At 65.9% G+C, this 23,163-nt stretch carries 26 protein-coding genes and 3 pseudogenes; 16 read left to right on the top strand and 13 right to left on the bottom strand.

What is annotated here, in order from left to right; translation table 11 throughout:
* Positions 1-4: 4 nt before the first annotated feature.
* Complete coding sequence (locus KF941_RS14310) at positions 5-3,304, top strand: hypothetical protein (protein ID WP_214273758.1); 3,300 nt, start codon at positions 5-7, stop codon at positions 3,302-3,304.
* Here KF941_RS14310 and KF941_RS14315 read toward each other — a convergent pair.
* From KF941_RS14315 to KF941_RS14335, 5 genes are read right to left on the bottom strand one after another with little or no spacing between them, the layout of a single operon-like run.
* Complete coding sequence (locus KF941_RS14315; RefSeq protein ID WP_214273759.1) at positions 3,294-3,632, bottom strand: hypothetical protein; 339 nt, start codon at positions 3,630-3,632, stop codon at positions 3,294-3,296. The genes KF941_RS14310 and KF941_RS14315 overlap by 11 nt on opposite strands.
* A 21-nt stretch (positions 3,633-3,653) precedes the next feature.
* Complete coding sequence (locus tag KF941_RS14320) at positions 3,654-4,199, bottom strand: hypothetical protein (RefSeq protein ID WP_214273760.1); 546 nt, start codon at positions 4,197-4,199, stop codon at positions 3,654-3,656.
* A complete protein-coding gene (locus tag KF941_RS14325; RefSeq protein ID WP_214273761.1) occupies positions 4,186-4,464 on the bottom strand; it encodes a hypothetical protein in 279 nt (92 codons plus the stop codon). The genes KF941_RS14320 and KF941_RS14325 overlap by 14 nt, the downstream gene beginning before the upstream one ends.
* Entirely contained in the window at positions 4,457-4,792 is a 336-nt protein-coding gene (locus tag KF941_RS14330; protein ID WP_214273762.1) for a hypothetical protein, read from the bottom strand. Before KF941_RS14330 ends, KF941_RS14325 begins: the two co-directional genes overlap by 8 nt.
* A 30-nt stretch (positions 4,793-4,822) precedes the next feature.
* Positions 4,823-5,206 carry an Arc family DNA-binding protein gene (locus KF941_RS14335; RefSeq protein WP_276315870.1) on the bottom strand — a complete coding sequence of 128 codons (384 nt, stop codon included), beginning with the start codon at positions 5,204-5,206 and terminating at the stop codon, positions 4,823-4,825.
* Between the two features lie 102 nt (positions 5,207-5,308).
* Between KF941_RS14335 and KF941_RS14340 the strand changes: the two genes are divergently transcribed.
* The 10 genes from KF941_RS14340 to KF941_RS14385 all read left to right on the top strand — a co-directional run bounded on the left by KF941_RS14340 (position 5,309) and on the right by KF941_RS14385 (position 11,745).
* A complete protein-coding gene (locus KF941_RS14340; protein ID WP_214273764.1) occupies positions 5,309-5,485 on the top strand; it encodes an Arc family DNA-binding protein in 177 nt (58 codons plus the stop codon).
* Positions 5,486-5,560: 75 nt separating this feature from the next.
* On the top strand, positions 5,561-6,247 hold the full coding sequence (locus tag KF941_RS14345; RefSeq protein ID WP_214273765.1) for a phage regulatory protein/antirepressor Ant: 687 nt from the start codon (positions 5,561-5,563) through the stop codon (positions 6,245-6,247).
* Complete coding sequence (locus KF941_RS14350) at positions 6,244-6,474, top strand: hypothetical protein (protein ID WP_214273766.1); 231 nt, start codon at positions 6,244-6,246, stop codon at positions 6,472-6,474. The genes KF941_RS14345 and KF941_RS14350 overlap by 4 nt, the downstream gene beginning before the upstream one ends.
* On the top strand, positions 6,471-6,827 hold the full coding sequence (locus KF941_RS14355; RefSeq protein WP_214273767.1) for a hypothetical protein: 357 nt from the start codon (positions 6,471-6,473) through the stop codon (positions 6,825-6,827). The genes KF941_RS14350 and KF941_RS14355 overlap by 4 nt, the downstream gene beginning before the upstream one ends.
* Before the next feature lie 326 nt (positions 6,828-7,153).
* Entirely contained in the window at positions 7,154-10,159 is a 3,006-nt protein-coding gene (locus KF941_RS14360; protein WP_214273768.1) for a sialate O-acetylesterase, read from the top strand.
* Positions 10,160-10,194: 35 nt separating this feature from the next.
* Positions 10,195-10,446: a hypothetical protein gene (locus KF941_RS14365; RefSeq protein ID WP_147304468.1), complete on the top strand. Its 252-nt coding sequence runs from the start codon at positions 10,195-10,197 to the stop codon at positions 10,444-10,446.
* Positions 10,443-10,652: a hypothetical protein gene (locus KF941_RS14370; protein ID WP_214273769.1), complete on the top strand. Its 210-nt coding sequence runs from the start codon at positions 10,443-10,445 to the stop codon at positions 10,650-10,652. Before KF941_RS14365 ends, KF941_RS14370 begins: the two co-directional genes overlap by 4 nt.
* Positions 10,649-11,230 (top strand): glycosyl hydrolase 108 family protein, encoded by a 582-nt coding sequence (locus KF941_RS14375; RefSeq protein ID WP_214273770.1) that lies wholly within the window; start codon positions 10,649-10,651, stop codon positions 11,228-11,230. Before KF941_RS14370 ends, KF941_RS14375 begins: the two co-directional genes overlap by 4 nt.
* Entirely contained in the window at positions 11,227-11,409 is a 183-nt protein-coding gene (locus tag KF941_RS14380; protein WP_024844647.1) for a hypothetical protein, read from the top strand. Before KF941_RS14375 ends, KF941_RS14380 begins: the two co-directional genes overlap by 4 nt.
* 135 nt (positions 11,410-11,544) lie before the next feature.
* A complete protein-coding gene (locus KF941_RS14385) occupies positions 11,545-11,745 on the top strand; it encodes a hypothetical protein (RefSeq protein ID WP_214273771.1) in 201 nt (66 codons plus the stop codon).
* Here the strand turns inward: KF941_RS14385 and KF941_RS14390 are convergent.
* The 4 genes from KF941_RS14390 to KF941_RS14410 form a co-directional block, all read right to left on the bottom strand.
* A complete protein-coding gene (locus tag KF941_RS14390; RefSeq protein WP_214273772.1) occupies positions 11,736-12,053 on the bottom strand; it encodes a hypothetical protein in 318 nt (105 codons plus the stop codon). The genes KF941_RS14385 and KF941_RS14390 overlap by 10 nt on opposite strands.
* Positions 12,050-12,292 (bottom strand): hypothetical protein, encoded by a 243-nt coding sequence (locus KF941_RS14395; protein WP_214273773.1) that lies wholly within the window; start codon positions 12,290-12,292, stop codon positions 12,050-12,052. Before KF941_RS14395 ends, KF941_RS14390 begins: the two co-directional genes overlap by 4 nt.
* Before the next feature lie 178 nt (positions 12,293-12,470).
* On the bottom strand, positions 12,471-12,659 hold the full coding sequence (locus KF941_RS14405) for a hypothetical protein (protein WP_214273775.1): 189 nt from the start codon (positions 12,657-12,659) through the stop codon (positions 12,471-12,473).
* Positions 12,660-12,677: 18 nt separating this feature from the next.
* Positions 12,678-12,992, bottom strand: a complete 315-nt coding sequence (locus KF941_RS14410) for a hypothetical protein (protein ID WP_214273776.1) — start codon at positions 12,990-12,992, stop codon at positions 12,678-12,680.
* Positions 12,993-13,099: 107 nt separating this feature from the next.
* Here KF941_RS14410 and KF941_RS14415 point away from each other — a divergent pair.
* The 3 genes and pseudogenes from KF941_RS14415 to recG all read left to right on the top strand — a co-directional run.
* Positions 13,100-13,297, top strand: a pseudogene (locus KF941_RS14415) (helix-turn-helix domain-containing protein); the annotation flags it as partial.
* Positions 13,298-13,420: 123 nt separating this feature from the next.
* Positions 13,421-15,718, top strand: a complete 2,298-nt coding sequence (ligA, locus tag KF941_RS14420; protein ID WP_214273777.1) for an NAD-dependent DNA ligase LigA — start codon at positions 13,421-13,423, stop codon at positions 15,716-15,718.
* On the top strand, positions 15,694-17,805 hold the full coding sequence (gene recG / locus KF941_RS14425) for an ATP-dependent DNA helicase RecG (RefSeq protein WP_214273778.1): 2,112 nt from the start codon (positions 15,694-15,696) through the stop codon (positions 17,803-17,805). Before ligA ends, recG begins: the two co-directional genes overlap by 25 nt.
* Before the next feature lie 372 nt (positions 17,806-18,177).
* Here the strand turns inward: recG and KF941_RS14430 are convergent, their stop codons facing one another.
* Positions 18,178-18,612, bottom strand: a complete 435-nt coding sequence (locus KF941_RS14430; protein ID WP_214273779.1) for an iron-sulfur cluster assembly scaffold protein — start codon at positions 18,610-18,612, stop codon at positions 18,178-18,180.
* 60 nt (positions 18,613-18,672) lie between these two features.
* Between KF941_RS14430 and hisI the strand changes: the two genes are divergently transcribed.
* Positions 18,673-19,032, top strand: a complete 360-nt coding sequence (gene hisI, locus KF941_RS14435) for a phosphoribosyl-AMP cyclohydrolase (RefSeq protein ID WP_072463542.1) — start codon at positions 18,673-18,675, stop codon at positions 19,030-19,032.
* Here hisI and gluQRS read toward each other — a convergent pair.
* The 3 genes and pseudogenes from gluQRS to KF941_RS14450 all read right to left on the bottom strand — a co-directional run bounded on the left by gluQRS (position 19,021) and on the right by KF941_RS14450 (position 21,949).
* Positions 19,021-19,882: pseudogene (gene gluQRS, locus KF941_RS14440) on the bottom strand (tRNA glutamyl-Q(34) synthetase GluQRS). The gene hisI and the pseudogene gluQRS sit on opposite strands and share 12 nt — an antisense overlap.
* A pseudogene (trmFO, locus tag KF941_RS14445) lies at positions 19,861-21,202 on the bottom strand (methylenetetrahydrofolate--tRNA-(uracil(54)-C(5))-methyltransferase (FADH(2)-oxidizing) TrmFO). The pseudogenes gluQRS and trmFO overlap by 22 nt, the downstream one beginning before the upstream one ends.
* Positions 21,203-21,319: 117 nt before the next feature.
* Positions 21,320-21,949 (bottom strand): 50S ribosomal protein L25/general stress protein Ctc, encoded by a 630-nt coding sequence (locus KF941_RS14450; RefSeq protein WP_036754782.1) that lies wholly within the window; start codon positions 21,947-21,949, stop codon positions 21,320-21,322.
* Positions 21,950-22,132: 183 nt separating this feature from the next.
* Between KF941_RS14450 and KF941_RS14455 the strand changes: the two genes are divergently transcribed.
* Entirely contained in the window at positions 22,133-23,134 is a 1,002-nt protein-coding gene (locus KF941_RS14455) for an acyltransferase family protein (RefSeq protein ID WP_240540431.1), read from the top strand.
* The last annotated feature ends 29 nt before the right edge of the window (positions 23,135-23,163 follow it).

Here is a 23,163-nt window from a genome sequence, read left to right on the forward strand (position 1 = left end):
CATAATGCCTCTTGATCGCGATACCGTTCTTGGAACGCCGAAGCTGCCCGCCGAGGTCGGCTTCAATCCGTCCCTATCCCAAACTCTCGGTGCGGCATTTGAGCGCGACAACATGGTCGGGTCCGCGCTGGCGTCCGAGTCGCTGTGGGCAAGGACGCAGGGCGATTTCTATGACATCGACCGAAACTACAACGTATTCGACGACATCGCCGGATACGAGGATCACATGGACCGCTTTGAGGGCGCGTTCAACGCCAAGGCAGCGGCCGCGATAAAATCTGACATCGACCGAGAAATTCGGAACCGTCGCATCCTTGAAGCATCGGGCTGGGTGGGAACGGCTTCGCAATTCGGCGCCAGCCTTGCCGACCTCCCGACGCTTCTTCCCGGCGGCGTCCTGGCGCGTACCGGCGGCAAGATCGGCTATTCCGCTGCAAAGTCGGCGCTATCCGTCGGGGCGGCGGCCGGCGTTTCCGCCGCGGTCCAGGAGGCCGGATTGCAGGCGACGCAGCAGACCCGCACGGCAGAGGAATCGGCATGGACCATCGGCGGATCGGTGGTTCTGGGCGCGCTTCTTGGCGCCGGGGCCGGTGCGCTCATGTCACGCTCGGAATACAAGGCGGCATCGAAACTCATGGAGGATGCCGCCCGTCCCGATTTCGATGCCGCTACGGATGCCTTGCACGCCGAACTCTCGATCATGGCCAAGCCTGAAAGCGCTGGCGCGGCGGCGGCGCCTGCCGTGACCCTCGACGACTTCGGCGTGGCGGGGAAGGCCGCCAGCAAGGCGGCGAAAGCCACGGCGCGGCTCAACCCGCTTCTGCGCACCCTGCACAGCCCGTCCGTCGCCGTTCGCGAAATCGCATCGCAACTTATGGAGAACCCGGTCTATCTGAAGCGCAACCTCGAAGGGCAGGGCGAGGCCGCGGCGGAAACCTCGATGAAGGAATGGACCCGCGGCGCCGTCGGCTCGACCGTCGAGGACATGAACGGGGCTTATCAGGCCATGCGCAAGCGCGGCGTGGCCATGACCCGCACCGAGTTCAACAACGCTGTGGGACAGGCAATGCGCCGCGGCGACCGCAGCGACATACCCGAGGTCGCCCAAGCCGCGGCCTCGATTCGCGCCAAGGTGTTCGATCCTCTGAAGGATCGGGCCGTCGCGGCCGGGCTGCTGCCCGAGGGGGTCAGCGTCGACACGGCCGAGAGCTATTTCTCGCGGGTCTGGAATCGCCCCGTGATCGAAGCGAATGAAGCCGAGTTCAAACAAATCCTGCGCAACTACTTCGACGGGCAGGTGACGGCGGCGGCGCAGCGCGCTGCGGCCGAGACAGACAAGGCGACCGCCAGCCTGCGCAGTGCGCGAGAAGCCATCGAGCGCGGCATGGTGGGCCGGCAGGCCGATGCGTCGGCGCTGTCCGACGGCGTTGCCCGCGGCGTGGCCGATGTGATGTCCGACGATGCCATGCGCGCATTCCGTTCCGGCGTGGACACGCTGGCCGGCCGCGTCGTGGGCGAGTTGGACGAGGCCGACCTGGCCAAGCTGGCGAAGATCGACGCCGATCTGGAAGCCCTGGGGCGGCGCGGAGAATACGACTGGCTGTCCGATGCCGACCGCAAGAACTACCTCGATGAAATCGTGGACAGCGTTTATGAAGTGGTCACCGGCCGCGCGCTCGATGCCGACTTGCCGTCGAATATCATTCCCACCAAGCGCGGGCCCCTGGCAGAGCGAACCTTTCATATTCCCGACGAACTGGTCGAGAAGTTCCTGGACAGCAATGCCGACCTGATCATGCGCCGGTATGCCCGCGTGATGTCGGCCGATGTCGAGATGCAAACGCGTTTCGGCAGCGTCACCATGAAGGATCAGATCAAGACCATCCGGGAGCAATACGCCCAGATCCGCGCCGAACTGGAGAAGAACACCGAGTTGCCAGAGACGGCCAAGCAGAAGCAATTGGCGAAACTCGCCGCCAAGGAAAAGTCTGATATTGAGGACATCCAGGCTGTGCGGGACATGCTGCGCGGCACTTATAACGCGCGTTCCCAGACCACCGCCTTCGGCCGGATCGCCAATGCGGCGATGACCTTCAACTACCTGCGCGCCCTTGGCGGCGTCACCATCTCTTCGCTCACGGATGCTGTGCGCCCGGCCATGGTTCATGGACTGAAATCCTACATGGAGGATGGGCTCAAGCCGCTGATCAGGAACATGCAGGGCATCAAGCTGGCGAAGAAGGAGGCCAAGGAGGCCGGGGCCATCTCGGAGAAGATCCTGCATTCTCGCCTCGCGACGCTGGCCGACCTGACCGACCCCTATGCGCAAGGCTCGCCTTTTGAACGGTTCCTCCAGAATGCCTCCGTCGGCTTCACGAAGATGACCGGCCTGCTGCACTGGAACGATTTCCAGAAAACGCTGGCCGCGACGATGACGCAGAACCGCATCCTGAAGAATGCCGATATTGCCGCAGAGCGTGGATTTGATGCGCTTCCGAAGGCAGAGCAGGCATATATGGCCTATCTCGGCCTGGGCCGGGACGGCGCCCCGCTGCTGGGGCGGCTGTTCCGCGAGCATGGCCAGGTGATCGACGGCGTGCGGGTCGCCAATTCCGAGGTGTGGCCGGCCGAGATGGATCACATGGTGCGTTCCTGGCGCGCGGCGATCAACAAGGACGTGGACAGCATCATCGTCACCAAGGGCGTTGCTGACGTGCCGCTGTTCGCCAGCACCACGGTCGGCAGGATGCTGCTGCAATTCCGCTCCTTCGCCCTGGCCTCCAACCAGCGCGTCCTGTTGCGCGGCCTGCAAGAAAAACAGACCCGGTTCTGGGGCGGCGTCATCGCCATGTCGGCAATCGGGTCGTTCATCTACATGCTCAAGCAGCTCGAAAGCGGGCGCGAAATCTCGGATAATCCGGGCACCTGGATTGCCGAGGGCTTGGACAGGTCCGGCATCTTCTCTCTCGCGTTCGAGGTGAGCAACGCCATGGAAAAGCTGGGCGGTCCTGGCATCTATCGCACTGCCGCCGCGGCATTCCCCAGCAAGAGCCAGAAGGCGCCCGCGTCTCGCTTTGCGTCGCGGTCGGTAGTCGGGTCATATGCCGGTCCGTCCTTCGAAATGCTAACTGATTTGGGGTCGGCCGTCGGCATGGGGTTCCGCGCCCTTGATGGCGACCTGGACATGACCGCCGGAGACGTGGGCACCCTGCGCCGCCTGACGCCTTTCGCCAGCCTGCCCTATTGGCGCTGGCTGATCGACGGGCAGATCGTCAATCCGTTGAAGGAGAGCCTTAGCGATTGATCAGGTCGCGTAGTTCAGGAACGTCTTGCTTTGCTTGGCGCTTTTGATGCGCGCGCTTCGACCGCCAGATAACAATCACCCCGATCATGGCATTAAATGTGCCGGCGGCAAGAAAAGCGGGAAGCAAGGGCGTTCCGATGATTGCGAAAATGAACGCAACCATGAGCGCCACGAATGCCAGAGCCATCCACAAAATCGCGCGATGATAGGAGATTAGCTGCTTAGCAAGAAACCAAGAGGGAACACCGCTTAGGAGCCACAGAGGCGGGTCGAGAAATTTTGCAAGGAAAATTGCAAAAAGACCAACCCACCAGCTTGGATCATCCATCGCTACGGCACCCCATTCCGATCAGTGCAGACCGGCACGATTGAAGCCTGACACGTCCAGGCTCAACGAAACTGGCTGCGCCTTTTGTCCTTCCATTTTTGTTGCCTCCCCGCGTTGCGTCAGATGGACCGCCATCTTACTCCAAGATGCCGCGGCTTCTTCATCGACCTTCTGGACGATGAAAAGGTTGGTTTTAACCACATGACGGGAAGTATGGAGAGGGGCTTTCAAGACTTGCCTCACCAAAGATGGATGACGCGCAAGGGCTTCTTGCACGCCTGACCAAACATTTTTCACCTGCACCCCCTTTTGGGGCGCGTGCACTTTGGTGGACGGGGCTTCCGATATGCTTGCGGCAAGAGGCATGGAGCCCGCCAGAGCTTTCATATCTTCGGTGGATGATGCCGCTTGATCATGCGAAACCTTAGAGCGAAGGGGGTTCGCAGGCACCTTGCGGCGCGAGGCCCGCTCAGCGCGTCGCATCTTTGTAAGCCACTTTGTCAGAATCAGCCCGCCAGCGCCAGCAACGGCGGTGGTCGCCAGTAAGATGGCATCAAGTATCGTCATGGTCGGGGTCCTCCTCCTCGGGGAAGATCAGACTGTTTGCCATGATGTAAGCAGAGATCACGAACAAAACCAGCCAGAGAACAAAGTAAAATCCTACCGACTTGTAGTCAACGCTTCTGCCGTTCTCCATCAGGTTGGTGATGACCCCCGCGGCGAAAACGGCGATGCCCAAGTTCGCCAAATTCGTAGATATGTGCTTCATCTGTTCGTTGTGAGCATGATCTGAGTTGGCGTAGAACAGATCGCAAAACAACGATTTAAGCATTAGATGACCCCGGATTCTGGTCGGGGCTGGCTGGTTGCTCCGCGTTCTGCGCGTCGTCAGACTCTTTCTCTGCCTGCTCCAAGATTGCTCCAAGCACATCGTGGAACCTTCGCGCGAACGGGAGCGACATACGCAGCTTAACGCCCGCATATGCCTTGGCATGAGGCACTCCATCCTCAAGCGTCAGGGTGGGGTCGTAGGTTCCAAGCGAGAGGTTGACGATACCCTCGGCCTGCCCCGCCGACAGGAACCAGTCGACATATGTCGGACGCACTGTGCCGTCATCGATCACCTTTGCCGGGGGTGCGGCTGGGAGGTCGTCAGTCATTAGCTTCTCCGTTTCGGATCTGGGGCATGGCTACCTCCTGCGGATCGCGCCAAGAGGTCCCATAGCCATGAAAATCTGGCGCTTGCCCTGATAGTCCCGTTCCGCTGAAAACTGCAGCCTGATCGGCGCGTTTGCCGCGTCCAGAACCATGTTTGCCTCGCGCATGCGAATATCCTGCTCTTCCTCGGTCTCTGCCGCATGGATGTGCGACATCAGCGCATAGATCCGGTCGAACTCGGGGGCTTCGGGCTTCGGCTCCGGGTATTCCTTCTCCAGCGTGGCGACGATTTCGGCGTTCATGCTGCGGTTGTTGGCCTCGGCGGCAGCCTTGATCCGGTCGCGCATCCCAGGAGGCATCCTGACCTGAAATCGGTCCGCAAGTTCGCTTGGGAATTTGGAATCATCATCGGTCATGTCGGTGTGGTGCCAAGTTGCACCTAAAAAAACAATGAGTGCGACTTGCACCTATTCCTAATCGGTGCTATCTGGGTGCAAGTCGCAACCATAGAGGAAGATATGAGCCAATACCCCAGCCAAATGGCTGACCGCTTCATGATCCGCTTGCCGAACGGCTGGCGCGACAAGATCAAGGAAGAGGCGGCCCGCAACCATCGCCCGATGAACAGCGAGATTCTCGCCGCCATCGAGACCGCCATGCGGATCAAGGGGGTGCAGCTTGAGAGCGCATCCTGAAACGAGAGCGGCCGGGCAGGGCGGCAACCCTGACACCGGCCAGATGAACCCCAAGTGTGAAGAAGGAATTCGTCCATGAATATGCTGACAAACGGCGGGAATTTCAATGGCCCCGTCACCATGTCGTCCCGCGAGATCGCGGAACTGTGCGAGAAACAGCACAAGCACGTCCTGCGCGACATCGAGACGATGTTGGAACAAATCGCTGAGCCCAAATTTGGGCCGAGTGATTTTGCCAGCACTTACAAGGACAGCACCGGGCGGACGCTCAAGGAATACCGCCTTCCGAAAGACCTGACCGTCACCCTCATCACCGGCTACCGCGCGGACCTGCGCTACAAGGTGGTGAAGCGGCTGGAGCAGCTGGAAGGGCAGGGCGGGCATGCCCTGCCGCGCAACTTCGCCGAGGCCCTGCAACTAGCGGCCGATCAGGCCAAGCGGATCGAAGCCATGGCCAAGGACGTGGCCGCTCACGAACGCCTCACCAAGGCGGATGGTTCGATGTGCTTCCGGGACAGCGCGAAGTCGATGCAGGTTCGCCCCATCGAGCTGACCAACTACATGGCGCGGAATCGCTGGATCTATCGCCAATCGCAGAACGGGCCTTGGCTCGCTTACCAAGACAAGATCACGGCCGGATACCTTGAGCATAAGGTCACGACCGTTGATCGCAGCGACGGGACCGAGAAGGCGGTCACGCAATGCCGCATCACGGCGAAGGGCCTTTCGAAGCTGGCCAAGCTGATGGGGGACCGGGCATGACCGAGGTTCGCAAGATCATGGTGGACGACAGCGGCAGGCCCCTGGACGGTTCAGAGCTTTTCACCGCCACCCGCCAGGCCGTTAAGGACGGGTTCATGGTGAATGCGCCGGTTATCTTCTGCTACCCGAATGGTCGCGAAGTTCGCGGTCACGAGGCACGTATGACCCAGAAGGGCCTGCGCCAGGCCGCCATGATGATGGCCCGTGAGAATGGGAGCATCCAATGAACCGCCGCGCCCTTCTCGCCGCCGGCCCGGCCGCTCTGGTTGCTGCCCCGGCCTCGGCGCTGTGTATCATCGACCCGGCCGAGACGCCGGTGATGCGGTTGTTCCGGGAGTGGGAGGCCCATACTCGGATCGTCATTTCGGCCTGCGACGATCACGACATGCCGGAGGATGAGTTCGAAGAACTCTCGCAGCGGCAGACCGACATCGAGGACGAAATCGCCCGGATTCCGCCGCAAAACCTGCGGGACTTCGCCGCGAAGATGTTCGCGAGGTCAACTGGCGGCAAGATGGACCTGCCGCGCGAAGAAGACTGCCCCGGCCTTTGGGCGGGGGTCCGTGATCTGATCGGCTGAACCAGAAGCGCCCCCTTTCGGGGGCGCCACCCCGGTTGCCTGGAGAGACACGAAGGCGGAAGTCTCCGATCAGGAGCAGGTAGGGGCCAAGCCTGCCGTGGGTTCCGCTCCCGCGCACAAGATAGCGGCCATTCGATCGCATGTCACCCTGACGCCCGACCGCAGCCATGCGCCCCATCGAGGAGCTGATGGAGGATAGCGACGAGCGATCACTGATCGAGGCCCTGATGGGCCGCAATCCTCTGATCGACTGATCCCCCCGCCAACATATATCGCCCGCCTCTCGGTTCCTACCCTTCGCCTGACCGACACAGGACAGGCGACCCATGACCGTCGAATCCGCGAAGAACAAGGCAGGCCCGTTCAACGTCACCGGGACGAGCGGGACGTTCCCCCGCGACTTCCTGCTGCTTGATGAGGATCACCTGCGGGTGATCCGCGTTCGGGACGGAGAGGAAACCGACCTGACCTCGGGGATCGGGCACACCGGGATCGGAACAGCGGACGGAACGGTCGTCATCTCGACCGGTATCCAGAGCGGCGACCAGATCTATCTGCTGCGCGCCGTGCCAAACCTCCAGCGCAGCGATTACAACGCGCAGGGCCGTGTCAGGACGGAACAGGTCGAGAGCGACCTGGACCTGACGATCATGCAGATCCAGGACCTGCGCGAGACGCAGGGCAGGGCGCTGACGCTGTCGGTATCATCCGAGATTGATGGCGAGACTGCCATGGCCGCCGCTCTGGCGGCGCCGCGCTATGCCGACCAGGCGCGTGAGGCGGCGGATGATGCGCAGGCCGCAGCGGCGTCCGTGCCTCCCAACTTCACCAGCCGTGCTGTTGCTGAACCGGCCCTGCCGCAGTTCGCCGATGGCAGGGAAGTCACCATTGCCGGCGTGCGCTATATCATCGACAGCGCCGCAGTCGGCATGTCCTCGGCGATGTGGGATATCGGCATTGACGGTGTGCGCGCCCCGGATCGGCCCCTGAATGCCTATGTCGCTGCCTTCCACGATCACAACAGCCCGCGCATCATCCGGCTCTATTCGTCTACCGATGGGCTGGCCTGGCGGCTGCTGAACAGCCTGCCGCTGGAGCATGACAGCGGGGTGATCAACGGCGGAAACCCCGTGCTGTGCTATCGCGACGGCTGGTTCTGGCTGCTGGTCAGTTTCACCAGCGTGGGGAACTACGATTTCCGCATCTACAAGACGCGCGACTTCTCGAACTGGCTCGGCCCGTTCAATTGCAATCTCGGCCCGACGCCGGTCAGCAGCAACACCAACCCCGCCCCCGGCGCCAGCGTGCCCTGCAACGAGGTCTGGGGGGTGGATATGTCCTTCACCCCTGCGGGCGAATTGCATGTCCGTGCCGCCCTGCCGTTCGCGGCTGATATCCCCGATGTGCGTGGCCGGACCATCGGCAACCGCCGTATCTACCGGGTGGTCTGCACCGATCTTGAGGCGCTGACCTTCTCGGCCCCGGTGCTGGAGGATATCCCCAGCGGCCACCCGTCGCGGCTGTATCAGTCCACCAGCGGCCCCCTGCTGGCGCCGACCTTCCCGCTGAACCATCAGACCATCAGGCAGGCCGGTGATGCAGGCCTGGAGATGGGCTTTGCCGAGCGGTTCTGCGCCGGCTTCGAACTGGACGATCTGATCATCGTGCCGTGCGGCAAGGGCGGCACGGGCTTCATCGACGGCGAATGGACAGCCGGCGGCGCGGCATATACTGGCGCTGTAGGACGCATTCAGTCCGTTATCGCGGCCCATCCCGACGCCGTGGTCGAGGGGGTGCTGTGGCACCAGGGCGAGCGCGACCGGGGCGCCAATACCAACTACGAGGCGGACCTCACGTCCCTGATCACCCGCTTGCGGTCGGACGTTCCTGCGCTGGCCGGCAAGCCGTTCATCATGGGCGAAATCGGCCGGTTCGTTTCGGCCGGATCGGTGGACGTCAACGCCATCATGCACACCATCGCCGGCACCGTGGCCAATACCGCCGTCGTGTCCAGCGAGGGTCTGACGGATCGCGGCGACGCGCTGCACTTCAACGCCCCCAGCTATCGACGCCTGGGCACGCGCTATTGGGATGCTTTCAGGACGCTGCGCGGCTCGGTCGGCTCGGGCGGATCGCAGGTAAAGCGGATCATCGTCATCGCGGGCCAGAGCAATGCCGTCGGCAACTGGACCTATACACCGCCGTCCATGATCGACGCATCCGTGACCCGCACGCCGGGCGACTGGCTGCTGAACGTCAAGGATAGCAGCCAGCAGACGATCCGGGTCTACAACGGCCCCAGCATCATCGGGCCGTGGGCGTTCCAGGAAGAGGTCGAGAACACGACCTATGCCATTGAAGGCTCATCCATCGTCCCGCGCAGGCTCGCCAGCGGGAATGTCGCCTGGGATCTTTACTGCGAGGGCCACAACACCATCCCCGACTGGATATCCGCGCAGCGGATGATGGTCTATCGGGGCGGCACCACGCCGGCCGGCTGGGGCTCGGTGGCGCCGACCTATCTGCGCAGCACTCGCGGCATCCGCCACGGCACGCCGCTGAACCTCGGGTTTGAAGATCCCGCCGCCGCCGCCGTGTTCGAGCGATTTGCCGCCACGGCAGCCGGCGATGGGATCGAGACCAATGAGCAATGGAACGAATTGCTCTCGGGGAGCCGGACCATCGTGCCGAACCCCGGCGCGGTCTATTACGTCACCGGCAGTTCCGTCACCAACCTGACCATTCTGGACGGCGCTGCGGACGAGTTCTATCTCGCCGTGCTGTCCACGAATGTCAACGCCGGGATCGTGGTGCAGGCCGCAGGCATGTCGCCGGCAGAGGTGGCAATCGGATTCGGCCAGAGCAACGACAGGCTGGTGCGGTTCAGGAAGCGGGACAGCACGGGGCAGTATTATGCCGAGGCCGGCGCGTCGAAGGCTGCATTTTCGGCGAACAAGGCCGGATCGGCCCAGACCGTCCCGGCCGCCACGGAAACGCAGATCACCTTCTCCAACGAGGTTCTGGACGCGGGTGGGCATTTCAGCGCTGACGGCTGGACCCCGCCGGCCGGGCGCTACCTGATCCAGGCATCGGTCACGTTCAGCGGGGCGACGGCAGATCAGACCAACGTCCTGCTGCTGAAACGGGCCGGCACGACCATCCGGCGCGCATTCTCGCGGACTGCCTCTGGCAACAACACCCTGATGATTTCCGGCGTGGTGACGGCAAACGGGACCGACACGTTCACGCTCCATGCCGAGTTTCCGGGTTCTGGCGACAAGACGGTCAGCGGCTCCATAGACGTGACCTGGTTTGAGGGGGTGCCGGTGTGATGGCTCAGTTCGACAATAGGATAACTAAGGGGTCCATGATCGCGGCGGCGCTCGCATTCGTAAGCCCCATGGTCACGTTCGGCGGCGCTGCGTTCTGGTTCGGTGGTCAGGACCAGAAGATCGCCACCCATGAGACACGGATCAGCGAGAACTCCGCGAACATCGCGCAGATCAGCGAGCGTGTCAGAACCTTGGAAATCAACGCCGGCCGCGCTGATGAGCGGCTGCTGCTGATCCTCGACAGCGTGCGGAAGATCGAGGCCAAGCTTGAACGGAGCGCGCCATGACCCGCTGGTGGGCCGCCTCTCTCCTGATCAACCGCGCCCTGTGCGGCAGTGCGTCTGAACCGCTGTGCAGCCGCGTCTACCGCCAGCCGCCCAGCCGGTGGCGCGCGGTGTTCATGTTCTGCGCGGATATCGCATTCGGCGAGCCGAGCCATTGCGAAAAAATCCATCGCCGCTGGAAGGCGCTGCAACCCGCGAGGACGACATGAAAAGCAATTTCGACCGCTGCTTAGCGGAAGTGCTGCGCCATGAAGGCGGATATGTGAACGACCCCCACGACCCCGGCGGGGAAACGAACATGGGCATCAGCAAGCGCTCATACCCGAACGAGAACATCAAGGGCATGACCCGCGCCCGCGCCGCCGAAATCTACCGACGCGATTACTGGAACCCGGTGCGCGGCGACGACCTCCCAGCCGGGCTGGATCTGGTTGCCTTTGACGCGGCGGTCAACAGCGGCGTCTCACGCGGGGCGAAGTGGCTCCAATCGGCCCTTGGTGCCCCCGCTGACGGCAAGATCGGCCCGCAGACCTTGGCGGCGGCAAAAGCGGCGCATCCCGAGGCGGTGATTGACCGGGCCACAGGTGCGCGGCTGGCGTGGCTGCGGACGCTCAAGACGTGGAGCCGCTACGGCAAGGGCTGGACGCGGCGCGTGGAAAGCGTGCGAGAGAAGGCAATCGCCATGTCGAAGGCGACGACGCCGAACGCCACCGAGCCTGCGGCGCCGTCCGGTTTCATCGCCGCGCTTCTGGCGCTTTTCAAGTCCATGTTCGGAGGAAAAGCATGAACCCCGTCTATCTGCGCATGGCGCTCTACACGCTGGCAATCGCCCTGTCCTCGCTCGGAATCGGCACGTTCGATCCCGAGGCCGGCACGTTCACCATAGACCTGGAACAGGCTGCAATCGCGCTTGCCGGGGCAGGGGTGCTGAATGCGCTGGTGTTCTGGCGCTGGGGGAAGAAGTGACCGCGTGGCTCATCACCATCCTCGGGGCCATCGCCGCCGCCGTGGCTGCGTTCCTGCGCGGCCGGGCGCGGGGTAGGGCGGACGCACAGGCGCGAGAGGATGCGGCTTATCGTGAGACGCGCAGGAGGATGGACGATGTATCGACTGATGATCTGGACGACGCTGCTGTGGCTGACCGCCTGCGCCGGCACGCCGGTAAGCCAGACCGCGATCTGTGACGGCACCGAGGCGTCGAGGACGGCGCTGGCAGAGGCGCTGATCGAGGACGGCGGGGCCAACAGCCAGCGGGCCGGGCTGCGGCTGCTGGACCAGCTTGAGGCCGGCTGTCACCCCTGACGCCGGGCGCAGATGGCAATGTGGCGCGCCCGCTTTGCTGTGCCTACAGCATGTGCATTGCCGGCCGGCAAGTCTGCTATCTCTTTCAACGCCTCTGCCATCGCGTCCGCATGCGCCCGCTCGTCGGCTAGGGCGGCGGTCAGCCTCTCCACCTCGGCGCGGAGGCGGTCATACTGTTCCCAAGCCAAGCAGCACGCGCATCGGCCTTGTGTTGCTCCGGCAAGATCAGGGAAATCGTCCGTGTCTTTTGTCTTACAACGTGGCCCCCAGTGCTCTGTCAGGGCCTCGGCAATCAGATCGTCACTCATCGCGCATCCTCCGAACACATAGCCACGATCATTGCCCATGCTTCACGCCTTTGCTGCGCGGTTTCGTGTCGCCGTGTGATCCCCGCATCGTCCCGGCCATTGCGGAAGCCATGGATATAGGCAGGGTGGCGGTTGCTGGACGGCTCAGGGCTGTCAGGCCGTCTGCCATCGTAATACCCGTGGCAGCATTCGGCATCGAGTGGGTTGGGGTAGATGGCGTGCCAGTCAATCTCACTCATCGTGCGTCCTCCGGGGGCTGGGGGCGAGTGTTCCATGCCTCTGCGGCGGCTTCTGGTGTCGTGAAAAACACCGGACCCTCACAACCGCAGCCGTGGCATCGGTGGTAATGGTGTGGCTTTGCGCCAGCCGGGCGAATGTCACCCGAGCCGCAGAACGGGCAGGGTTTCAGTTCGTCGCTCATGTCCTCTCCTTCCGAAGGATGTTGCGAGCCGCCTTGATCGCGCCCCAGCGCGTCTCGAACTTCTCGCCGTCCAAGACCAGCAGCCCGACCGGTGAAGCCTTTGCGGGCTGCCAATGCTCTTCGCCTCTCACCTTCTTGGCTCGGGCCATCCGATCAGCGTCCCTGTTGGCGGCGGATCTGGTCATTCGGTCCTCTCCCGGGGGTCAGTTCAGCACGAGCCGAGGGGGCCGGCGCAGCTTGCCGCCTGTCTCCCGCTCGAATGCCTCGATCTGGTCGGGGTTGATGCGAATCGCCGCGATAACCTGCGATCCGCGAAACCTCGGGTCGAACGCATAGACGGCGCCAATCTCGATACGGTTCGCGAGGCAGAACATCATGAACCTCGCCATGCTGGCCTTGGTCATGGTCAAGCCTTCCTCGCAGTGCCGCCAGACGCGGCCATAGTGATCTGCCTCGCTGCCCGGCTCGGGGCACCGGCAATCGCGCAGCGGCTCGTTGCATCTCGCGCAGGTGCTCATGGGGTCTTTCCTCTGTGGTGGGGCGTTTCAAGATTCCCGATTCGGTCCCGGTTTGTCCCGCCCGATATTTCAGCCGTTGGCATTGATTCCGTTGGGCTTTCCATACGTTCCTGAACCATCTTTACGGCGGCATGGACGAGCCCGAGCTGAAGATCATCGACGTCTTCGTCTGCAAGCTGCGCAAGAAGCTGGCGGCGGCGATGAACGGCGAAAGCCATATCGAGACGGTCTGGGGCAGGGGCTATGTCCTGCGCGACCCGGCCTCCGAGACGCAGAACCCCGAACGCATGGCCCTGCGCGCCTGAGCCCGGCGGGGCTTCGGGGTCGCGGAAGACCGCGGGGCCGGGCGCTGGACAACCCGGCCTTCGCCCCGGTATCACCTGCTGCGCAGATCACGGCCCGCAAGGCCGACAGAAGGCGGAGGGCAGATGGCCGGAGATGACGAGGATCGGGCGGTTCCGGCGGGGGAGCCGGCAGCGCCGGCTGCGGCCCTGCCGCCCGTCTCCAGCCTGGACGCCGAGGCCGCCGAGGCCGAGCACGCCCGGCTGAGCGACGAGGTGGCGCGGGCGAACCTGGCCTATTACCAGGAAGATGCGCCCTTCATCAGCGATGCCGAATACGACGCCTGCAAGCGCCGGCTGGAAGAGATCGAGGCGCGCTTTCCCCAGCTGGCCCATCCCGGCAGCCCGACCGAGCAGGTCGGCGCCGCGCCCGATACGCGCTTTGCCAAGATCCCGCATCGCCTGCCGATGCTGTCGCTGGAGAACGGCTTCACCCAGGGCGATGTCGAAGCCTTCGTGCAGCGGGTGCGCTCATTCCTGAACCTCGCCCCCGGCGCGGCGCTGGAGATCACCGCCGAGCCCAAGATCGACGGGCTGTCGCTGTCGCTGCGCTACGAAGGCGGGCGGCTGGTCCAGGCCGCGACCCGCGGCGACGGGGCGGTGGGCGAGAACGTGACCGCCAACGCCCGCACCATCGCCGACATTCCCGGCCAGCTTGCCGGCGACGACTGGCCCGACGTGCTGGAGATCCGCGGCGAAGTCTACATGTCGCATGCGGATTTCGAAAAGCTGAACCAGTCCGACAGCGGCCGGGTCTTTGCCAACCCGCGCAATGCGGCGGCGGGCTCGCTGCGCCAGCTCGACCCTGCGGTGACGGCATCGCGGCCCCTGCGCTTCTTTGCCTATGCCTGGGGCGAGGTCAGCGCGCCCTTTGCCCGCACGCAGATGGAGGCGGTGCGGCGGATGCAGGATTTCGGCTTCCAGACCAATCCGCTGACCCGGATCTGCGCCTCGGTCCAGGACATGCTGGCCGCCTGGGCCGAGATCGAGCAGATGCGCGCGACCTTGGGCTATGACATCGACGGCGTGGTCTACAAGGTGAACGACCTTGGCTATCAGGCGCGGCTGGGCATGCGCTCGACCACGCCGCGATGGGCGCTCGCGCACAAGTTCCCGGCCGAGCGCGCCTGGACCCGGCTGGAAGCCATCGACATCCAGGTCGGCCGCACCGGCGCGCTGAGCCCGGTGGCGCGGCTGCATCCGGTGACGGTGGGCGGGGTCGTCGTCTCGAACGCCACCCTGCATAACGAGGATTACATCGCCGGCCGCGGCGCCGACGGCAGCGAGATCCGCGGCGGCAAGGACATCCGCATCGGCGACTGGGTCGAGGTCTATCGCGCCGGCGACGTGATCCCCAAGGTCGCGGACGTGGACCTGGCCAAGCGCCCGCCCGAGGCCGCGCCCTATGCCTTTCCGGCCACCTGCCCGGAATGCGGCTCGCCCGCGATCCGGGAAGAGGGCGATTCGGTCCGCCGCTGCACCGGCGGGCTGATCTGCCCGGCCCAGGCGGTGGAGAAGCTGCGCCATTTCGTCTCGCGTGCCGCCTTCGACATCGAGGGGCTGGGCGCCAAGCTGGTCGAGGAGCTGTTCCGCGACGGCTGGATCGCCGAGCCGGCCGACATCTTTACCCTGGAGGACCGCTATGGCCCCGGCCAGCCCCGGCAGCTGAAGAATCGCGAGGGCTGGGGCGAGAAAAGCGCCGCGAGCCTGTTCCAGGCCATCCAGAAGCGCCGCGAGATCCCGCTGGCGCGGCTCTTGTTCGCGCTCGGCATCCGCCATGTCGGCGAGGTCGCGGCGCAGGATCTGGCCCGCCATTACGGCAACTGGCAGGCGCTGGAGGCGGCGCTCGACACCGCGCGCCCGGCCGCCATCGCCCATCGCGCCGCCGAGGAGGCGGTCCAGGCCGAACGCGAGGCGGCGCAGGCCGAGGGCCGTCGCGCCCGCCCCGCGGAGGCGCGCGCCGCCGCCTTGGCGCAGGCCGACCTGCCGGCCGATGCGGCGAATGCCTGGGCCGGGCTGATCGCCGCCGACGGCATCGGCCCGGTGCTGGCCATGTCGCTTTCGGACGCCTTTGCCAATGAGCGCGAGCGGGCGGCGATCGACCGGCTGGTCGCGCATCTGACCGTGCTGCCGCCCGAGGCGCGCGCCACCGACAGCGCCATCACCGGCAAGACGCTGGTCTTTACCGGCACGCTGGAAAAGATGACGCGAGCCGAGGCCAAGGCGCGGGCCGAGGCGCTTGGCGCCCATGTCGCGGGCTCGGTCTCGGCCAAGACCGACCTGCTGATCGCCGGGCCGGGCGCGGGGTCGAAGGCGAAGAAGGCGGCCGAGCTTGGCATCAAGGTCATCGACGAGGACGAATGGCTGGCGATCGCCCAGGGGTGACGGGCCGGCCCCCGGCGCTGTTCCCGCTGTTCGCGGGCGTCGAGACCCTGCCCGGCGTCGGCCCGCGCGCGGCCGAATCCTTTGCCCAGATGGGCGTGACCCGGCTGCGCGACCTGGTCCTGACCCTGCCGCATTCCGGCATCCGCCGCCGCCCGATCGCCCGGCTGGTCGAGGCCCGCCCGCCCGAGATCGTCACCGTGGCCGTCACCGTGCAGCGCCACAGCCCGCCCACGGCCAAGGGCCGGCCCTGGCGGGTGCTTTGCTCGGACGGCAGCGCCGACCTGCTGCTGGTCTTCTTCCATCCGCGCAAGGACTGGATCGAAAGCCAGCTGCCCCTGGGCGCGCGGCGGCTGGTGTCCGGCAAGGTCGAGCTGTTCGACGGCGTGGCGCAGATGGTGCATCCCGACCATATCGGCGCCGAGGGTGTGGCCCCGCCGCCGGAATTCGAGCCGGTCTATCCGCTCTCGGGCCGGCTGACCCAGGGGGTGGTGCAAAAGGCGGTGGGGGCCGCGATGGCGCGGCTGCCGCAGGCGGGCGAGTGGATCGACGCCTCGGTCCTGGCGCGCGAGGGCTGGCCGGCCTGGGCCGAGGCGCTGGCCCGCGCCCATGCGCCCCAGGGGCCGGCGGGCCTGTCGTCGACCGATCCGGCGCGCGCGCGGCTGGCCTATGACGAGCTGTTCGCGCATCAGATGACGCTGGCGCTGTTGCGGCGCGACCGGCGGCGGCAGGCGGGGCTGTCCACGCAGGGCGACGGCCATCTGCGCGCCAAGGTGCTGGCCGGGCTGCCCTGGCCGCCGACCGGGGCGCAGGCCCGCGCGGTCGAGGAGATCGCCGGTGACATGGCCGCGCCGCGGCGGATGAACCGGCTGCTGCAAGGCGATGTCGGCGCCGGCAAGACGCTGGTCGCCTTCCTTGCGCTGCTGGTCGCGGTCGAGGCGGGCGGGCAGGGCGTGCTGATGGCCCCGACCGAGATCCTGGCGCGCCAGCATTTCCGCGCGCTGGAGCCGCTCGCGCGGCTGGCCGGCATCCGGCTCGAGGCGCTGACCGGCCGCGACAAGGGCGATGCGCGCGCCAATATCCTGGCCGACCTGGCCGAGGGCCGCATCGACATCCTGGTCGGCACCCATGCGGTGATCCAGAAATCGGTCGAGTTCCACGACCTGCGGCTGGCCATCGTCGACGAGCAGCATCGCTTCGGCGTCAACCAGCGCATGGAACTGGGCGCCAAGGGCGGGCACCAGCCGCCCGACATGCTGGTGATGACGGCGACGCCGATCCCGCGTTCGCTGGCGCTGGCGCAATTCGGCGACATGGACCTGTCGGTGCTGGACGAAAAGCCCGCGGGGCGGCAGCCGATCCGCACCACGGTGATCTCGGACGCCCGCATGGCCGAGGTGGTGGCGCATCTGGCCCGCGCGCTCGAGGGTGGGGCGCGGGCCTATTGGGTCTGCCCGCTGGTCGAGGAAAGCGAGGCGGTGGACCTGACCGCGGCCGAGGCGCGCTTCCAGGAGCTGCGGGCGCGATTCGGCGCGCAGGTGCGGATGGTGCATGGCCAGATGCCGGCCGAGGAACGCGATGCCGCCATGGCCGATTTCGCCGCCGGGCGGGCGCGCATCCTGGTCGCGACCACGGTGATCGAGGTCGGCGTGGACGTGCCCGAGGCGACGATCATGGTGATCGAGCGCGCCGAAAGCTTCGGCCTGGCGCAATTGCACCAGCTGCGCGGCCGGGTCGGGCGCGGTTCGGGCGCGTCGAGCTGCCTGCTGATGTATCACGAGCCGCTGTCGGAAACCGGGCGGCGGCGGCTGACGATCCTGCGCGAGACCGAGGACGGTTTCCGCATCGCCGAGGAAGACCTGGCCATGCGCGGCGCCGGCGACGTGATCGGCACGGCGCAATCCGGCTTGCCGCGATTCCGCATCGCCGACCTGGAACGCCAGGCCGGGCTGATGGCCCTGGCGCGCAAGGATGCGCAGAGCTTCCTGGAGCGCGACCCTGCGATGGAGAGCGAGCGCGGCCAGGCCGTGCGGCTGCTTCTGTGGCTGATGGAACAGGACCGCGCCATCCGCCTGATCACCGCCGGATAGATGTTCGCAGGATGTTCTTAAAAAGTTCTTTACTTTGTTCCCGACTCGTGAGAACAAACCATAAACGAACCGTGGAGAGACCTCATGACCCGCGAATCCCTCTCTGACCTGCTCGGCACCGTCGCGATCTCGGTGACGGCGATCATCCTGTTTTCGCTGCCTTCGATCCTGGCAGCCTGATCCCTACTGCCCCGCGCAATCGACGGCCCTTCGCCTGGGGCCGGTCCCTTTCCCCGGACGATCCTGCGCGCAACTGCCGGTCCCCTGCGGGCCGGCTTTCTTTTTTATCGCCTCCGGCGGGAGTATTGGGGGAACGAAGAAGCCGGGCGTGGCGCGCCTCCGGCGGGGGTATTTGGGGAACGAAGAAGCCGGTCAGGCCGAGGCGTCGATGGCGCCCAGGAGCGCCTCCCAGGCCAGCAGGATCGAGGCGTGGCGGTTCGGGAATTCGCGGGCGGGCAGCAGCGCCTCGAGTTCCTCGAAGGGGGCGGCGGGGGCGGGGCCGCCGGATTTCAGCATGGCCTGCAATTCGTCGCGGGCCTGCGCGATCTCGGCCCGCGTGCGGCCGAGCGCGGTGCGGCCCAGCACCCCGGCCGAGGCCTGGCCCAGGGCGCAGGCCCGCACCTCTTGCGCGAAATCGGCGATGCGGCCGTCCTGCATCGTCACATGTGCCGTCACCGACGAGCCGCATTGCGGCGAACGGCGATGGGCGCTGCCTGTCGCATGGTCAAGCTTGCCCAGATGCGGGATGTCCGAGGCCAGCGCCAGGATGCGCCGGGAATAGAGCTGCATCAGGTCGCTGTCGGACATGGTCTTTTCCCTTGCTGCCGCCCGGTCTAGATAGGGACGGTGCAGCCGAAAGGAAAGCCGATGTTCGACCCCGCCAGCCTGAAATATGACGCGAAGGGCCTGATTCCCGCCATCGCGCAGGATCATCGGAGCGGCGAGGTGCTGATGATGGCCTGGATGAATGCCGAGGCCGTGCAGCGGACGCTGGAGACGGGACGCGTCACCTATTGGTCGCGCTCGCGCCAGGGCTTCTGGGTCAAGGGCGAGAGTTCGGGCCATGTGCAGAAGCTGGTGGAGTTGCGGGTGGATTGCGACCGCGACTGCCTGCTGCTGCTGGTGGACCAGCATGGGCCGGCCTGCCACACCAACCGGCGCAGCTGCTTTTACACCGCCATCCGCGAGGGGGCGGAGGTCGTCATCATGGAGCCGTCAGAAGCCTAGCCGGCGGCGGATCTCGTCGGCGCTGGTGCCTTCGTCGCGGAACAGCTTCAGCGCGCGGGCGTCGTCGCGCTTGGCCAGCCGCTTGCCCTGGTCGTCGCGGATCAGCCGGTGGTGGTGATAGCGCGGCGTCGGAAGCTCCAGCAGATTCTGAAGAAGCACATGGATCCATGTTGAATCCAGAAGATCTTTCCCGCGCGTGACCAGGGTGATGCCTTGGGCGGCATCGTCCACCACCACCGAAAGGTGATAGCTGGTGCCCATGCCGCGCCGCGCCAGAACCACATCGCCGATGCCGGCGATGAAATCCTGCGCCGACAGCCGGTGCGGCAGGTCGGGGGCGACATTCTCGTCCAGGAAGGCGATCTCGTCGAGGCCGAGGTGCCGGAACGCGCGGGCGGCGTCCAGGCGGATGGCGTCGTCCGGCCCGGCATCCGCCATGGGGCGGTGGCGGCAGGTGCCGGGATAGACCGGGCCGTCCGGGCCGATGGCCTGCGCCGCGCCCTCTTGCGGGGCGGAAAGCGCCGCGCGGATGTCGGCGCGGCGGCAGCGGCAGGGATAGGTCAGGCCAAGCGCCGCCAGCCGGTCGAGCGCCGCCTGATAGGCGGGCAGGCGTTCGGACTGGCGCATGACCGGCTGCGGCCAGTCGAGGCCCAGCCAGTGCAGATCCTGCGCGATCAGCGCCTCGTATTCCGGGCGGCAGCGGGATTGGTCGATCCTCGATCCGCAGCAGGAACTGGCCGGGATCGGCCAGCCGCGCGGCGGTCAGCGCCGCGAAGGCATGGCCCAGATGCAGGGGGCCGGTCGGCGAGGGGGCGAACCGCGTCCGGTTCAACTCTGCCCCGCAAGCCATTCATTGAAATCGGCTTTTGCCCGGTCGGTATAGGCCGGGTAGCGGTCCTTGCGCCCCCTTGCGGCCGCCGCGCATGGCGTCGAGCGGCGGGTAGAGGCCGAAATTGACGTTCATTGGCTGGAAGGTCCTGGCATCCGCGCCGCCGGTGATGTGGTTGACCAGCGCGCCCATGGAACTGGTCGCGGGCGGCGGCGGCAGGTCGCGCCCCAGCGCCTCGGCCGCGGCCATGCGCCCGGCGAGCAGGCCCATGGCGGCGCTTTCGACATAGCCCTCGACCCCCGTCACCTGGCCGGCAAAGCGCAGGTTCGGATGCGCGCGCAGCCGCAGCCGGTCGTCGATCAGCCGCGGCGAATTCAGGAAACTGTTGCGATGGATGCCGCCCAGACGGGCGAAACTCGCGTTCTGCAATCCGGGAATACGCCGGAAAACATCCACTTGCGCGCCATATTTCATCTTGGTCTGGAAGCCGACGATATTGTAGAGCGTCCCCAGCGCGTTGTCGCGGCGCAGCTGCACCACGGCATGGGGCTTTTCCGCCGGGTTATGCGCATTGGTCAGGCCGACCGGCTTCATCGGGCCGTGGCGCAGGGTCTCGCGGCCGCGCTCGGCCATGACCTCGATCGGCAGGCAGCCGTCGAAATAGCCGGCCGTTTCCCCCTCGTGGAACTCGGTCTTGTCGGCCGCCAGCAGGGCGTCGATGAAATCCTCGTAATCCGCGCGCGTCATCGGGCAGTTGATATAGGCGGTGCGCTCTTCTTCGGTCTCGCCCTTGTCGTAGCGGCTTTGGCGCCAGCAGATCGACATGTCGATGCTCTCGGCATGGACGATGGGGGCGATGGCGTCGAAGAAGGCCAGCGAGCCCTCGCCGGTCAGGTCGCGGATCGACTGGCCGAGCGCGTCCGAGGTCAGCGGGCCGGTGGCGACGATCCAGCGCCCCTTGGAGGGCAGGCTGCGGATCTCGCCGGGCTGGAAGCTGACCAGCGGCTCGGCCTGCAGCGCCTGCGTCACCGCCTGCGAGAAGGCGTCGCGGTCCACGGCCAGCGCGCCGCCGGCCGGCAGGCGGTGGCGGTCGGCCATGGCCATGATCAGCCCGCCCGCCGCCCGCATCTCCCAATGCAGCTGGCCCACGGCGTTCATGCGGTCGTCGTCCGAGCGGAAGCTGTTCGAGCAGACCATCTCGGCGCAATCGCCGGTGCGGTGGGCGAAGGTCGCGACCTGGGGCCGCATCTCGTGCAGCACCACCGGCACGCCGGCGCGGGCGATCTGCCAGGCGGCCTCGGACCCGGCAAGGCCGGCGCCGATGATATGGATCGGTTCCATGGTTTTCCCCTTCGCGTCAGGCGCGATCTCCTAGCAACCGCGGGCCATGACGGCAAGAGAAAGGGCGGCGCCCGCAGGGGTGCCGCCCGATGTGATTCGCCTTGCCTGGGCCTGCGATCAGGCCTCGGTGGCCTCGCCTTCGGCAGCGGCGGCTTCCTCGTTGTCGGCCGAACGCAGGCCCGAGGGCGCCGCGATGTTGGCGATGACGAAGTTGCGGTCGATGGTCGGCTTCACGCCGGCGGGCAGCACCACGTCGTTGATGTGGATGGTGTCGCCGATCTGCTTGCCGGTCAGGTCCACGGTGATCTGCTCGGGGATGTCCGAGGCGGTCACGACCAGTTCGACCTCGGGGCGCACCACGACCAGCGTGCCGCCGCGCTTGAGGCCGGGGGCGGCTTCCTGGTTTTCGAAGTTCACGTGGATGAACAGGTTCACGCGGGTGTTGCGGTGCAGGCGCATGAAGTCGATATGCGTCGGCAGATCCTTGACCACGTCGCGCTGGACGCCGCGGCAGACGACGCGCACGTCGTCCTGGCCGTCGATCTTCAGGTTCCACAGCGTGGACATGAAGCGACCGGCGCGCAGCTTGGTCAGCAGCGAGTTGAACTCGATTTGGATCGGCTGCGGCTCCTTGCCGTCGCCATAAACGATGCCGGGCACCTTGCCTTCGCGGCGAGCTTGGCGGGCGGCCCCCTTGCCTGTCCCCGCGCGTGCCTCGGCCACCAGATCCGGGATCTCTTTGGCCATGATGGTATTCCTTTGTTGACGGTTCGCGGCCATCCTCCAAGGGTGCATGGCCGAATGCGGGCCTATAGCGCGACGTCAGATGGATGTGAAGCGAAAAAACACTTGCATGCGAGGGGAAAAAAGCTTGTCAGATGGCCCTCGCGGTTGCAGAGCATTGCAGCACACGGGGCCGGGGTTTTCGCGTTGCATCGTATTCATTCGCTGGACTATCTCAAGCTGGGATTGGCGGTCCTGGTTGCCTTTGCCCATACCTACTGGCTGCAGTCGCACATGACGCCCAGGCTGTTCATGATCGGCAACGGTCTGATGCGGGTCATGGTGCCGGCCTTCTGCATCGTGGCGGGCTATTTCCTCTATTCTGCGGTGGCGCGCGACAAGGGCAACAAATGGCTGGCCCGCGTGGCGGCGCTCTACCTGTTCTGGATGGCGGTCTATCTGCCCTTCTGGCTGAACGAGGTGCATGGGCTGGTCTCGCTGCTCAAGACCCTGGCCTGGGGCTATTTCCACCTGTGGTTCATGGCCGGCATCCTGGTCGCCGGGGCGGTGATCCTGCTGCTGCGCGGCATCGCCCGCGCGCTGGCGCCGGCCTACGAATACCGCATCCTGCTGGCGGCCGCGGCGGTCTGCGCCGCGACCGGGCTGGTGCTGCAATATGTCGCCCTGTCGGGGATCGCGCCTATCGGCGTCAAGAAATTCTCGAACGGCCTCTTCATGTGCTTTCCCTTCGTGGCCATCGGCTATCTCTGCGGCCGGCGCATGGCGCGGCTGGGGATGGCGGGGCTGCCGCCGCGCTGGCTGGTGCTGGCCGCCACCGCCGCCGGGGCCGGGCTGCTGATGGCCGAGGCCTGGCTGGTGCAGGCCTGGCGCAGCGACCAGGTGATGCTGGACATCCCGATCAGCTCTTACGTCGCGGCGCCGGCCCTGTTCGTGGCGGTGCTGGGCACGGCCATGCCGCAGCCGCCGATCCGGCTCGATCCGATCTCGGCCATGATCTATTTCATGCATGTGATGGCGCTGCATCTGGCCCGCTCGCTGGGTTTCGAGCATCTGGGCGAGCTGATGCTGTTCGCGCTCGGCCTGCCGACGCTGGCCGCGCTGCTGCTGGGCCGGCTGCCGATCCCCGGCTTCGGCAAGGACAGGAAGCGTGGGCGGGGCGAACGGCCCCGGCCCGATCCCGCGCCCTAGCCTGACATTCTAGCCCGACATTCTAACCC

It is taken from the genome of Paracoccus sp. pheM1 (genome assembly GCF_018499825.1).
In the GTDB taxonomy this organism is placed as follows: domain Bacteria; phylum Pseudomonadota; class Alphaproteobacteria; order Rhodobacterales; family Rhodobacteraceae; genus Paracoccus; species Paracoccus versutus.